Source organism: Pseudarthrobacter sp. WHRI 8279, assembly GCF_040224115.2.
GTDB lineage: Bacteria > Actinomycetota > Actinomycetes > Actinomycetales > Micrococcaceae > Arthrobacter.
In genome coordinates this window covers 2,448,887-2,462,350 of record NZ_CP168162.1, presented here as the reverse complement: position 1 = coordinate 2,462,350, position 13,464 = coordinate 2,448,887, and the positions used below count along the sequence as shown (strand labels likewise).

At 66.7% G+C, this 13,464-nt stretch carries 12 protein-coding genes; 11 read left to right on the top strand and 1 reads right to left on the bottom strand.

What is annotated here, in order from left to right; all coding sequences use genetic code 11:
• Nucleotides 1-73: 73 nt before the first annotated feature.
• The 10 genes from ABRP28_RS11355 (at nt 74) to ABRP28_RS11310 (ending at nt 12,201) form a co-directional block, all read left to right on the top strand.
• Nucleotides 74-421, top strand: a complete 348-nt coding sequence (locus ABRP28_RS11355; RefSeq protein WP_350002873.1) for an L-rhamnose mutarotase — start codon at nt 74-76, stop codon at nt 419-421.
• A 79-nt stretch (nt 422-500) separates the two neighbouring features.
• Nucleotides 501-1,667, top strand: a complete 1,167-nt coding sequence (gene rhaI, locus ABRP28_RS11350; RefSeq protein ID WP_350002872.1) for an L-rhamnose isomerase — start codon at nt 501-503, stop codon at nt 1,665-1,667.
• A 6-nt stretch (nt 1,668-1,673) separates the two neighbouring features.
• Nucleotides 1,674-3,710, top strand: a complete 2,037-nt coding sequence (locus ABRP28_RS11345; protein WP_350002871.1) for a bifunctional aldolase/short-chain dehydrogenase — start codon at nt 1,674-1,676, stop codon at nt 3,708-3,710.
• A complete protein-coding gene (locus tag ABRP28_RS11340) occupies nt 3,707-5,206 on the top strand; it encodes a rhamnulokinase family protein (RefSeq protein ID WP_350002869.1) in 1,500 nt (499 codons plus the stop codon). Before ABRP28_RS11345 ends, ABRP28_RS11340 begins: the two co-directional genes overlap by 4 nt.
• A gap of 62 nt (nt 5,207-5,268) precedes the next feature.
• Nucleotides 5,269-7,830 (top strand): glycoside hydrolase N-terminal domain-containing protein, encoded by a 2,562-nt coding sequence (locus tag ABRP28_RS11335; RefSeq protein WP_350002867.1) that lies wholly within the window; start codon nt 5,269-5,271, stop codon nt 7,828-7,830.
• A gap of 3 nt (nt 7,831-7,833) precedes the next feature.
• The gene (locus tag ABRP28_RS11330) at nt 7,834-8,853 is read left to right on the top strand and encodes an acetylxylan esterase (RefSeq protein ID WP_350002865.1); all 1,020 of its coding nucleotides are present in this window, start codon (nt 7,834-7,836) and stop codon (nt 8,851-8,853) included.
• Between the two features lie 53 nt (nt 8,854-8,906).
• Nucleotides 8,907-10,235, top strand: a complete 1,329-nt coding sequence (locus tag ABRP28_RS11325) for a glycoside-pentoside-hexuronide (GPH):cation symporter (protein WP_350002863.1) — start codon at nt 8,907-8,909, stop codon at nt 10,233-10,235.
• 216 nt (nt 10,236-10,451) lie between these two features.
• Nucleotides 10,452-11,597 carry a 3-deoxy-7-phosphoheptulonate synthase gene (locus ABRP28_RS11320; RefSeq protein WP_350002861.1) on the top strand — a complete coding sequence of 382 codons (1,146 nt, stop codon included), beginning with the start codon at nt 10,452-10,454 and terminating at the stop codon, nt 11,595-11,597.
• A 143-nt stretch (nt 11,598-11,740) separates the two neighbouring features.
• Complete coding sequence (locus tag ABRP28_RS11315) at nt 11,741-11,953, top strand: helix-turn-helix domain-containing protein (protein ID WP_066278759.1); 213 nt, start codon at nt 11,741-11,743, stop codon at nt 11,951-11,953.
• Between the two features lie 149 nt (nt 11,954-12,102).
• Complete coding sequence (locus tag ABRP28_RS11310) at nt 12,103-12,201, top strand: 30S ribosomal protein bS22 (RefSeq protein WP_003792170.1); 99 nt, start codon at nt 12,103-12,105, stop codon at nt 12,199-12,201.
• A 74-nt stretch (nt 12,202-12,275) separates the two neighbouring features.
• On the opposite strand, the gene ABRP28_RS11305 is transcribed toward ABRP28_RS11310, so the two are convergent.
• Entirely contained in the window at nt 12,276-13,094 is an 819-nt protein-coding gene (locus ABRP28_RS11305) for an HAD-IB family hydrolase (protein WP_350002859.1), read from the bottom strand.
• Between the two features lie 99 nt (nt 13,095-13,193).
• On the opposite strand from ABRP28_RS11305, the gene ABRP28_RS11300 reads away from it, so the two are divergent.
• Nucleotides 13,194-13,448 carry a glutaredoxin family protein gene (locus ABRP28_RS11300; protein WP_350002858.1) on the top strand — a complete coding sequence of 85 codons (255 nt, stop codon included), beginning with the start codon at nt 13,194-13,196 and terminating at the stop codon, nt 13,446-13,448.
• Nucleotides 13,449-13,464: the final 16 nt, after the last annotated feature.

Genomic DNA, 13,464 nt, shown 5'->3' with positions numbered 1-13,464 from the left:
ACTCAAATTCAAGAGTACTTTGAATCGTAACAATGAAACGATTCAAAGATCAGCGATTTCAGGAGAACCAAAGATGAGGGTGTGTTTCCGCTCCTCGGTCCAGCCGGCCGTGATTGACGAGTACCGCCGCCGGCATGCCGCCGTGTGGCCGGAGATGCTCCGCGCGCTCAAGGATGCCGGGTGGAACAACTACTCGCTGTTCCTCTCCGGAGACGGGCTCTTGGTGGGCTACCTGGAATGTGACGACTTTGATGCCGCCCGGGCACGCATGGCACTGACGGACGTCAACGCCCGCTGGCAGGCGGAAATGGCCACTCTTTTTGAGAACCCGGACCAGGCTCCCGACGAAGGGTTCCAAGTCCTGGAAGAAGTATTCAACCTTGACCGCCAGCTGGCGGCGGCTGAACCCTCCACTGCATAACGCCGCCAAACAGGCGGGCACCAGCTCCAGCAGCGGGGCGACCACAGACCACAGCATGACAACATCGGAAAGAACCATCATGAATGACGTAGCAACGGCGCTGGGCAGGCTCGAGGAGCTTGCCATCGAGGTCCCTTCGTGGGCTTATGGAAATTCGGGGACGCGGTTCAGGGTGTTCGGCACTCCCGGCACCCCGCGGACCGTGCAGGAGAAGCTGGCGGATGCGGCGAAGGTCCACGAGCTGACCGGGCTGGCCCCCACCGTTGCGCTGCACATCCCGTGGGACAAGGTGGATGACTACGCCGCCCTGAAGGAGTACGCAGCCGGGCTGGGTGTTGGTTTGGGCACGATCAACTCGAACACGTTCCAGGATGATGAGTACAAGTTCGGCTCCCTGACCTCTTCCAATGAGGCGGTGCGGCGGCGGGCGATCAACCACCACCTGGACTGCATCGAGATCATGCACGCCACGGGGTCCAAGGACCTGAAGATCTGGCTGGCGGACGGCACCAACTACCCGGGCCAGGATGACATGCGCGGCCGCCAGGACCGACTGGCCGAATCCCTGCAGGAGATCTACGCCGCCCTGGGGGACGAGCAGCGGCTGGTGCTTGAGTACAAGTTCTTCGAGCCGGCTTTCTACCACACCGATGTTCCGGACTGGGGCACGTCCTACGCCCAGACCCTTGCCTTGGGCGAGAAGGCCTTCGTCTGCCTGGACACCGGCCACCACGCGCCGGGCACCAACATCGAGTTCATCGTGATGCAGCTGCTGCGCCTGGGCAAGCTGGGCTCCTTTGACTTCAACTCCCGCTTCTACGCCGACGACGACCTGATCGTGGGTGCCGCGGATCCGTTCCAGCTCTTCCGCATCATGCATGAGGTGATCCGCGGCGGCGGGTTTGGCAAGGAGTCGGGCGTAGCCCTCATGCTGGACCAGTGCCACAACCTGGAGGAAAAGATCCCGGGCCAGATCCGCTCTGTCCTGAACGTGCAGGAGATGACCGCCCGCGCCCTGCTGGTGGACACCGCCGCACTCACCGAAGCACAGCGCGCAGGGGACGTCCTGGCAGCGAACGCAGTTTTCAACGACGCGTTCTACACCGACGTCCGGCCGGTCCTGGCCGAGTGGCGTGAATCCCGCGGGCTGCCCGCGGACCCGCTGGCCGCCTTCAAGGCCAGCGGCTACCAGAAAAAGATCAACGAGGACCGCGTGGGCGGCCAGCAAGCCGGATGGGGCGCCTGATTAGTTATGAGCAACAAGACTGTTGAAGACCTGATTTCCCGTTCCAACCGCCTGGGCGCGGACAAGCGGAACACCAACTTTGCCGGAGGCAACACCTCCGCGAAGGGCACCGAGAAGGACCCGGTCACGGGCGAGGACGTCCAGCTCCTGTGGGTCAAGGGCTCCGGCGGGGACCTGGGCACGCTGAAGGCCGAGAACCTCGCGGTGCTGCGCCTGGACCGGCTGAACGCGCTGAAGAACGTCTACCCGGGTGTTGAACGTGAAGACGAGATGGTGGCCGCGTTCGATTACTGCCTGCACGGCAAAGGCGGCGCAGCCCCGTCGATCGACACCGCCATGCACGGCCTGGTGGACGCAGCGCACGTGGACCACCTGCACCCCGACTCCGGCATCGCCATTGCCACGGCCGTGGACGGCGAAGCGCTGACCACCAAGATCTTCGGCAGCAAGGTGGTCTGGGTTCCCTGGCGCCGCCCCGGGTTCCAGCTGGGCCTGGACATCGCCGCGATCAAGGACGCCAACCCGCAGGCCATCGGCACCATCCTGGGCGGCCACGGCATCACAGCCTGGGCCGCCACCAGCGAAGAAGCAGAGCAGAACTCGCTCTGGATCATCGAACAGGCCGAGAAGTACATCAGGGATAACGGCAAGGCGGAGCCCTTTGGGCCCAAGCTGCCCGGCTACGCAGCCCTGCCGGAAGCCGAGCGCCGTGCCAAAGCCGCGGCGCTGGCACCGGTGATCCGCGGCCTGGCCTCCACGGACAAGCCGCAGCTGGGGCACTTCAGCGATGACGCCGTCGTCCTGGACTTCCTGGAAGCTGCCGAGCACCCGCGGTTGGGCGCCCTGGGCACGTCCTGCCCGGACCACTTCCTGCGCACCAAGGTCAAGCCTCTGATCCTGGACCTTCCGGCCGGCGCCTCCGTTGAGGACTCCATCGCACGGCTGCACGAGCTGCACGCGGACTACCGTGAGGACTACCAGGCCTACTACAGCCGCCATGCGGACGAAAACAGCCCGGCACTGCGCGGCGCGGACCCGGCCATTGTGCTGGTTCCCGGCGTGGGCATGTTCTCCTTCGGCGCCAACAAGCAGACCGCCCGGGTGGCCGGCGAGTTCTATATCAACGCCATCAACGTGATGCGCGGCGCCGAGGCCATCTCCACCTATGCCCCGATCGAGGAATCCGAGAAGTTCCGGATCGAATACTGGGCGCTGGAGGAAGCCAAGCTGGCCCGGATGCCCAAGCCCAAGTCCCACGCCACCCGAATCGCCCTGGTCACCGGCGCCGCTTCCGGCATCGGCAAGGCCATCGCCACCCGCCTCGCCGCGGAAGGCGCCTGCGTTGTCATCGCCGACCTGAACCTCGAGAACGCCGAAAAGGTGGCCGAAGAGCTGGGCGGTCCGGACGTTGCCATCGGCGTGCAGGCAGACGTGACGGACGAAGCGCAGGTCGCAGCCGCGATCGACGCCGCTGTCCTGGCGTTCGGCGGCGTGGACCTGGTGGTCAACAACGCCGGCCTGTCCATCTCCAAGCCGCTGCTGGAAACCACCGAGAAGGACTGGGACCTGCAGCACAACGTCATGGCCAAGGGCTCCTTCCTGGTGGCCAAGGCCGCCGCGAAGGTGATGATTGCCCAGGGCCTGGGCGGGGACATCATCTACATCTCCTCCAAGAACTCCGTGTTCGCCGGCCCCAACAACATCGCCTACTCCGCCACCAAGGCCGACCAGGCCCACCAGGTACGGCTGCTCGCCGCGGAACTGGGTGAGCACGGGATCCGCGTCAACGGCATCAACCCCGACGGCGTGGTCCGCGGCTCCGGCATCTTCGCCGGCGGCTGGGGCGCCAAGCGCGCAGCCGTGTACGGCGTGGACGAGGAGAAACTGGGCGAGTACTACGCCCAGCGCACCCTGCTCAAGCGCGAAGTCCTGCCCGAGCACGTGGCCAACGCCGCCGCCGTGCTCACCAGCAACGAACTGTCCCACACCACCGGCCTGCACATCCCCGTGGACGCCGGAGTGGCCGCAGCCTTCCTCCGATGAGCGGGGACATTTCGACGGTCCACGGCGCGCATTCCGCTCCCGGTGTGTTTGCCGCCGTCGACATCGGCGCCTCCTCGGGCCGGGTCATCCTGGGCCGGATGGCCGGCGGGGCGGCCAGCAGTGAACGCCGCGTGGAACTGGAAGTGGTACACCGCTTCCCCAACGGTGTAGTGGAGATCGACGGCGGCCTCCGCTGGGACTTCGACGCCCTCTTCGCCGAGGTGCTGAAGGGCCTGGCGGCAGCAGCAACCGTCGCCGCTGCCCAGGGCGAGCAGGTAACCAGCATTGGCATTGACACATGGGCCGTGGACTACGGCCTGGTCAACGCCGCCGGGGAACTGACCGCCCAGCCGTTCAGCTACCGGGACGAGCGCAGCCGCGCCGCCGTGGAACCCGTGCACCGGAAACTCGATCCGGCCCGCCTCTACGGCACCACGGGGCTGCAGTTCCTGCAGTTCAACACCATTTACCAGTTGGCCAGCGAGCAGGACCTGGACGGGGTGCAGGCGCTCCTGATCCCGGACCTGATCGCGTTCCTCCTGACCGGGCAGCGCCGGACCGAGGCCACCAACGCCTCCACCACCGGGCTGTTCGACGCCGTGGCAGGGGAGTGGGCCACCGAGTTCCTCACCACCCTGGGCCTGCGGAAGGACCTGTTCCCGCCGCTGATCCAGCCCGGCGAGACGGTGGGCACCCTCCTGCCGGAAATTTCCGCGCAAGTGGGCCTGCCGCAGGACACCCGCGTGGTGGCTGTCGGCTCACACGACACCGCCTCGGCGGTCGCCGCAGTGCCTGCGACAGCAGACGACGGCGGGGAAAACTTCGCGTACATCTCCTCCGGCACCTGGTCCCTGGTGGGCCTCGAGCTGAAGCACCCCGTCCTTACCGAAGCCAGCCGCGAGGCCAACTTCACCAACGAACGCGGCGTGGACGGCACCATCCGTTACCTGCGGAACATGGGCGGGCTGTGGCTCCTCAGCGAATGCCAGCGGACCTGGGCGCAGGAGGGGTTCCGGCCCGAGCTGACGGCCCTGCTCACGGCGGCGGCCGCGCTCCCGCCGGGCGGGCCGCAGATCAACCCGGACGATTCCTATTTCATCGCACCGGACAACATGCCTGAACGCATCCGGGCGGCAGTGCGGCGCACCGGAGAGGTACTGCCTGACGATCCCGCCGCCATCACCCGATGCATCATGGACAGCCTCGCCGCCGGCTACGCCCGCACCATCCGGGACGCCGAACGCCTGGCTGACCGGACGGTGGACGTGGTGCACGTGGTGGGCGGCGGTTCCCAGAACAGGCTGCTCTGCCAGCTCACGGCGGACGTCACCGGGAAGAAAGTGGTGGCAGGGCCCGTGGAAGCAACTGCGCTGGGCAACGTCCTGGTGCAGGCGCGCGCCGCGGGGGCAGCCTCCGGGGGACTGGGCGAACTCCGTGCACTGGTGGTGCAAAGCCACAACCTGCAGGTGTTCGTCCCGGAACTCTCGCGGCTGTAGCCGCTGTTCAGTGTGTGGCCTGACCTTCCCTTGTTCCCCGGCCGGCCCTAGGATCTGAACCCATGCCCCCAGAACACCTCCTCGCCTACGACGCCCCTGCCACCCAATGGCTGGAAGCCCTTCCCCTGGGAAACGGCAGGCTGGGGGCCATGGTGTTCGGTGGCAGCCAGGCGGGCGGCGCAGTGGAACACCGGTTCCAGCTCAACGATTCGTCCGCCTGGTCCGGATCACCGCACAGCCAGGACCGGGAGCCCGTCTTCAGCCGGGAGGAAGCGGACCGGATCCTTGGTGAAAGCCGGCACCTGATCGGTTCCGGCGACTTCGCCGGCGCCGCCGAAACCCTCAGAGGGCTGCAGCACCGGCACTCGCAGGCGTACCTTCCGTTCGCCGACCTCCACTTCACGGCGTCACTCGCCGCATCAGACCCGGCAGCAGGCGAAAGGGGAGATGGCGGCGCTCCCGCACGGCCGCCGTCGGATTATCACCGCAGCCTGGACCTGGCCCGCGCCCTCAGCACCAACACGTACAGCCTGGACGGCCACGCCGTCCGCGTGGAAGCATTCATCAGCCACCACCCCTCGGTGCTTGTGGTCTCCCTGCGGACGGGCGCGCCGCAGGGGCTGGACCTCGCGGTGCGCCTGGACTCTTCGCTCCGCATCCTCCGCCGCGAAGGCGAAGGCGGAAGCCTGTCGCTCCAGCTAAAACTGCCCTCCGACGCTGCCCCCGCGCACGACGGCGGCGTGGTGGAGTACTCGGAGGACGGTTCCCTCAGCATGCAGGGGGCAGTGGCAGCCACCTGGGAGCATGACGGACGGTCCGTGGCAGGGCACGACGACGGGACAGGGCACGACGACGGCCTGGCCGCCACCGGCGTCCGTCGAGCCGACATCTACCTCACCACCGAGACGACCTTCGCTGGGCTGGCCCGCCAGCCGCAGGGCACTGCTGCCACCGCAGCGGCCGCCGCCCGCGCCGTGGTGGACCAGGCCCGCGCGTCGGGGCGTGCTGCCCTCCAGGAATGCCATGAGGAGAGCCATTCACGGCTTTACCGGGCCGCCTGGCTGGAGCTCGATGTTCCGGTATGGGAGGGCGGGGACACGGCACGGCGCCTGTTGGCGGCCAACGCCGACCCTGATGGCCCGCTGGCGGCCGACCCGGGCCTGGCTGCCCTGTTGTTCAATTACGGCCGGTACCTGCTGATTTCAAGTTCGCGGTCCGGCCCCGCCGGCTCCCGGCAGGGGACAGCATGGCAGGGAGTGCCGGCCAACCTCCAGGGCATCTGGAACGCCGAACTGCCGGCCCCCTGGAGTTCCAACTACACCACCAACATCAACCTCCAGATGAACTACTGGGGCTCGGAACCCACAGGCCTGGCTGAGTGCGCCCAACCGCTCTTTGCCCTCATCGGGGCCATGCAGGAAACCGGGGCCGCCGTTGCCAGGGAGTACTATGGCGCCCGCGGTTGGGCCGTGCACCACAACTCGGACCTGTGGGCCTACGCGAAACCGGTGGGCCACGGGTCCCATTCGCCGGAGTGGGCGTACTGGCCCCTGGCGGGCCTGTGGCTGGTGCGGCACCTGTGGGAGCACCTGCAGTTTGGCAGCACCGACAGTTCCGCGGACGCGGACACTTTCGACCCGGACACTTTTGCCCGCGGCACTGCCTGGCCCGCCATTCGCGGTGCCGCGGAATTTGCCCTGGACCTCCTGGTTGAGTTCCCCGACGGCTCGCTGGGAACGGTCCCCTCCACCTCCCCGGAAAACACGTTCGCCGCACCTGGCCCGTCCTCCGGCGCCCGGGTTCAGGGGTCCGCCGCACGGTCCTCCACCATGGACCTGACCCTCATCGGCGATGTCTTCAGGATGCTGGACATGCTTGCCCGCCAGCTCGGCATGGAGGACCACCCCGTGGCCTCCGCAGCCCGCAGGGCCCTGCCCCGGATTCCGGAACCGGCACCGGGACGCGGCGGAAAGCTCCGCGAGTGGCTTGACGATCCGGAGGAGTGGGAGCCCGGGCACCGGCACGTCAGCCATCTCTACCTCGCCTTTCCCGGGGACACTCCACTCACCCCCGGGCTTGAAGCGGCCGTCCGGGCCAGCCTGGACGCCCGGGGCGATGAGGCCACCGGCTGGTCCCTGGCGTGGAAGATCCTGTTGCGCGCCCGGCTCCGCCAGCCCGGAAAAGTCAGTGACCTCCTCCGGCTCTACTTCCGGGACATGGACACACCCCGCGGCGGTCAGAGCGGAGGCCTGTACCCCAACCTCTTCGGTGCGCACCCGCCGTTCCAGATCGACGGCAACCTGGGGTTTGTGGCCGGTATAGCCGAGTGCCTCGTCCAAAGCCACCGCATAGTGGACGGGCTGCACGAGATAGAGCTTCTTCCCGCCCTGCCCGCCGAACTGGCCGCAGGCAGGGCGGGCCGGCTCCGCGCACGGCCCGGGGTGGAAGTGGACCTGGACTGGCAGGGCGGGCAGCTGGTGCAGGCAACCCTGGCCGCGCGGACGCCGGTGAAAGTCCTGGTCCGGTACGGAACCGCCGTCCAGGAAGCCCATCTTGAACCAGGAAAGCCCGCAGTTCTCACCTACGGCGCCCGCCGCGGGGCGCCTGCCGAAAGGATTGGATAACCCATGCCGCTCTTCGACCTCCCGCTTGCGCAGCTCCGCTCGTACTCCTCGGACGTGACGCCCCCGGAGGACCTTCGCCAGTTCTGGGATGCCACCATCAGCGAAGCCCGCGCCTTCCCGCTGTATGCCGCTTTTGAACCGGTGGAAAACTACCTCTCCGTCATTGACACCTTTGACGTCACCTTCGCCGGGTACGGCGGCGCTCCGGTCCGGGGCTGGCTCCACCTCCCGGCGCACAGGGAACCGGGGGCTGCACTGCCGGTAGTGGTCCAGTACGTCGGCTACTCGGGCGGCCGCGGGCTGGTCAACCAGGACACCCGCTGGGCCCAGGCCGGGTACGCGCACTTCATCATGGACACCCGCGGCCAGGGCTACGGCGGCACACTCGGCGAAACGCCGGACCCGCACCCCTCCGCCGGGGACGTCGCCCACGCCGGACTCATGACCCGCGGCCTCGGAAGCCGTGAGGACTACTACTACCGCAGGGTGTACGTGGACGCATTCCGGGCCGTGGAAGCCGCCCAGTCCCACCCCGCCGTCGACCCCTCCAGGGTGGTGCTGGCAGGCGTCAGCCAGGGCGGCGGCATCGTGGTGGCCACTGCGGGCCTGGCGGCTGGAAGGCTCGACGGCGTCATCGCCGCGCTGCCCGACGTCCCGTTCCTCCAGGACTTTCCCCGGGCCATCGACATCACACCGCGCGGGCCGTACCCGGAAATCGCCCAGTTCCTGGCACGGCACCGGGACCGGTATGACGCCGCACTCGCCGTCCTGCGCTATTTCGACGGCGTGAACCTGGCCCGCTGGGCAACAGCGCCTGCGCTGTACTCCGCCGCCCAGATGGACGACATCTGCCCGCCGTCGACGGTCTTTGCGAGCTTCAACGCCTACGGTGCCGGAACAGCGGGCTCTTCCGGAACCGGTGCAGACAAGGAGATCGAGGTGTACCGGTTCAACAACCACGAGGGCGGCCAGGAACACCACTGGATCCGCCAGCTGCTGTTTTTGCGCAAGATTTTGGGGTAAGTTCCTTCTGCGGGTGGAGAAAACGGTTTCCCAGCCTGCGGAAACAGGAAGTGATGAAGAAACTCAGCAGGCTCAGCGTCTTTGCCTACGGCGCCGGCGATGCCGCCAACAGCATGATCATCAGCACAGGGAACATGTTCCTGCTCGTCTACTACACGGATGTTGCGGGGATCGGGGCGGCAGCAGCGGGAACCCTGCTGCTTGTCCTGCGGGTCTTCAATGCGTTCACGGACATCGCCGCCGGGCGCATCGTGGACCGCGTCCACAGCAGGCGGTGGGGCAAGTTCCGGCCGTTCCTGATGTTCGGCTTCATCCCGCTCCTGCTGAGCGTGGCCGTCTTCCATGTCCCGGATGTCGATCCGTCCCTGAAGCTGCTCTACGCCTACTGCACCTACGGCCTGGTGTGCATCGCCTACAGCACGGTCAATGTTCCCTACGGCTGCCTGGTGGGGGCCATGACGCAGGACGCCACGCAGCGTGCCCGGCTGGGCGGTGCACGGACCCTTGGCGGACTCTCCGTTGGAGCCACGCTGGGCTTCTTCATCGCGCCGCTCCTGGGGGCCGGGCAGGACATGCAGCAGGTCTTCACCTGGCTGACCATCACGTTCGCCGTGGTGGGCTCTGCCCTCTACGCCTTTACGGGTGCCGCCTGTGCCGAGCAAGTTCCCGGCAGCGTCCCCAAAATCACCCTCAGCCAGAGCATGGCGGCGCTGAAGGCCAACTCGCCGCTGGTCATCCTCTGCGTCAGCTCGGTGCTTTTTGTCACCGGAACATCGGCCACGGGAGCATCCCAGTTCTACTACCTCCGCGATGTCCTGTCCCGGGTGGACCTCTTTCCCCTCATGGCCGCCGCGCAGGTGGCCATCACGCTCACCCTGGCGGTCCTCATTCCGCGTCCGGTGGCGCGCTGGGGCAAGCGTGCCGTGTACAGCGCCGGCGCCGGCCTGGGTGCCGTTGGCGGTGTGCTGGTTTTCCTGGCCCCCGCGGAGGTGCCCCTGCTTGGCGTGGCAGGCCTGGTGCTCGGACTGCTTGCGTCCGCGTCGGTCAGTATCGTCACCTGGGCACTGATCGCGGACACCGTGGAATACGGCGAGTGGAAGACCGGGGTCCGGGTGCAGGGCATCAATTACGCGCTCCTGGCCGCCACCAGGAAGCTGGGCATGGGCTTCGGCGCCGGCGTGGTGGCCTTTTCCCTGGCCTGGGGCGGCTACGCCTCGGGTGCGGCAGGGCAGCCGGAATCCGCAACCCTTGCCATCCGGGCAGCCGCGGGGCTGCTTCCCGGCGCCCTGGTACTGGCAGCCGTGGGCATCATGTACTGGTACCGCCTCACGGACGGGAAGCATGCCGAGCTGGTGGCAAGCCTGTCCCGTGACGCGACGTAACTGTTTTGGCAATGAGCGGAACCTGCGGTTATGGTTCATGGCATGACAAACCGTTGGTATGCGTATTTTTCGTTGGCTCTGGAGGGGCCTGCGTCTAACTGACACGCATCCAACTTTCCTTCAGAGCCAACAGGGCAGAGATCATTCTCTGCCCTTCGCCGTTTCTCCGGCGGGTTCTGATCCGGGCCCGCTTCCCATCTGGAACAGGACCCCACCATGAGCACCGCAACAGCCCCCGCAAGCACCAACGCCGGCATCTCCCGCACGGAAGACGCGGCGAAGTCGACCTCGAACCTGCGTGTCAGCGAATTCACGGCGCTGCCCACCCCGTCCGAACTCATCGCGGAACTGCCCCTGGACGCCCGGGTGGCGGACGTCGTCGAACGCGGACGCGATGAAGTCCGCGCCATCATGGACGGCGTGGACGACCGCCTGCTGGTCATCGTGGGCCCCTGCTCCATCCACGATCCCAAAGCCGGGCTGGAGTACGCCCGCCGGCTGGTCAGCCAGGCCGAGAAGCACAGGGAAGACCTGCTGATCGTGATGCGGACCTACTTCGAAAAGCCCCGTACCACTGTGGGCTGGAAGGGCCTGATCAACGATCCCCGGCTGGACGGCAGCCACGACATGGTCACCGGCCTGCGGATCGCCCGGCAGTTCCTGCAGCAGGTGACCGCCCTGGGCCTCCCCACCGCAACTGAGTTCCTCGAGCCCATCAGCCCGCAGTACATGGCCGACCTGATCTCCTGGGGCGCCATCGGGGCGCGCACCACCGAAAGCCAGATCCACCGGCAGCTCGCGTCCGGACTGTCCATGCCCATCGGCTTCAAGAACGGGACCGACGGCGACCTCCAGGTGGCCATCGACGCCTGCGGTGCAGCGGCCGCAGCCCAGGCGTTCCTCGGCATTGACGGTGACGGCCGGGCGGCACTGGTGTCCACCGCCGGAAACCCGGACACCCATGTGATCCTCCGCGGCGGACGCAAGGGACCCAACTACTCTGCTGCCGACGTCGGGGCGGCTTCTGCCACGCTGGCCGGCAAGCAGCTGAACCCGCGCCTGATTGTGGACGCCAGCCACGCCAACAGCGGCAAGAGCCACCACCGGCAGGCGGAGGTGGCGCTGGAGATCGGTGCGCAGCTGGAGGACGGCGGCACGTCCGCCCAGGCGGTTGCCGGCGTCATGCTCGAAAGCTTCCTGGTGGGCGGAGCACAGAATCTGGATGTTGCAGAGCACGCGGCCGGCCGGGCTGGGCTCGTCTACGGGCAGAGCGTTACAGATGCCTGCATGGACTGGGACGTTTCGGTATCTGTCCTGGACCAGCTGGCGGCCTCCGCGCGCAAGCGCCGGGAAGCGAATTAGGGGGATCTACTACTTTCACTTCTGCCACAGGAACATCTAGAGTATCTAGATAGGTGGTTGGTGGATGGCTCAGCATCGGAACACCGCATTGGCACGTACCTGGGGTCACTGTTGTCCATCCGTCAGCAAAGGAATATAGGGAAATGTCGGCAGAACAGAACTTCTCCAACGCGAAGTTCCTGACCGTGGCTGAAGTAGCCCAGGTCATGCGCGTCTCCAAAATGACCGTGTACCGGCTGGTGCACTCCGGCGAGATGCCGGCAGTGCGCTTCGGCCGCTCCTACCGGGTTCCGGAACAAGCCGTCGAACAGTACCTCAAAGGTGCGGTTGTGGACGGTCACACCGAGACAGCCTGAGCAGCTGTCCGTAGCCGCCTCCCGGAAGCGGTACCCTGTTAAGGAACGTTTTACGTCATTGTAAGAATCTGTCAGTTGTTCAGTTCGTAGCTCTGTCCACGAACAATTTCCATCAGACAGGTACTGCATCTAGTTTGTAAGGAACTTACGTGGGTTCAGTTATTAAGAAGCGTCGCAAGCGTATGGCCAAGAAGAAGCACCGCAAGCTGCTTCGCAAGACCCGTCACCAGCGCCGCAACAAGAAGTAGAGATACTTCGAACAGCGCGGAAATGCCCGTCGCCTTCCGAGGCGGCGGGCATTTCTTTGTGCTGGCACCCCAACCTAGATGCGCGGGCCGCGGATGCGGGCGAAGCCCTTCCAGAGCCCGTAGACGGCGCCGCCGGCCGTTGCGGCTTTGAGCCCGAAGGTGGCCGCGCGCCGGCCGGACCGGAAATCGTAGACCGGCCAGTTGTTGTCCCGGGCGTGCCGGCGCAGGCGGGCATCCGGGTTGATGGCCACCGGGTGGCCCACCAGCGTCAGCAGCGGAATGTCGTTGTAGGAGTCGCTGTACGCCCAGCAGCGCTTGAGGTCCAGGTCCTCGGCGTCGGCCACGGCCTGGACGGCAACCGCCTTGGCCGAGCCGTGCAGGATGTCACCCACCAGCCGCCCGGTGTACATGCCTTCGGAAATTTCGCCTACGGTCCCCAGGGCGCCGGTCAGTCCCAGGCGGGTGGAGATCACCGTGGCCACCTCGATGGGGGTGGCCGTCACCAGCCACACCCGCCGGCCCACGCGCAGGTGCTGCTCCGCCAGCGCTTTGGCGCCGGGCCAGATGCGGGAGGCGATCATCTCGTCGTAGACCTCTTCGCCGAGCGCCTTGATGTCATCCACCGTAATCCCTGCGGCCAGCGTCAGTGCGGAGTCACGGACGGCATGGACATCGTCCATGTTTTCCCCGCGGGCCACGAACTTGAACTGCTTCCACGCGAAGCCGGCGGCCTGGGCCATGGTGAACGCCCCGCGCTGGTGCATCTTCCTGGCAACGTGGAAGAGGCTCGCGCCGCGCATCAGGGTGTTGTCCACATCGAAGAACGCCGCCTCGCCCGGTTGCGGCGCAGCAACCGGCTTGGTGACTACGGCAACGTACTTCTCCTCGGGCATGCAGTCGAGTCTAGTCAATCCGCTGTTCAATCCCGGTTTAGCCTTGTTCCCACAGGCCCGGCGTCGCGGGTGCCGTGGGAACGGGGCTACGGTTAAGGCATGGCCACACCCCGCGTTGTCCTGATCACCAAGGCAGACTGCCACCTTTGCGAAGACGCGCGCGACGCCGTCAGCCGGGTTACGTCCTCGCTGGGACTTCAGTGGTCCGAGGAGTTGGTGGACAACCAGCCGGAACTCCGTGAACGCTACGCGGAAGAAATCCCGGTGGTTCTGGTGGACGGGGTGCAGCGCGATTTCTGGAAAATCGACGAAGCCCGGCTGGAACGCGTGCTCCAGCGGGCCATGGCACAGTAGGGGAGCAGCACCCGGC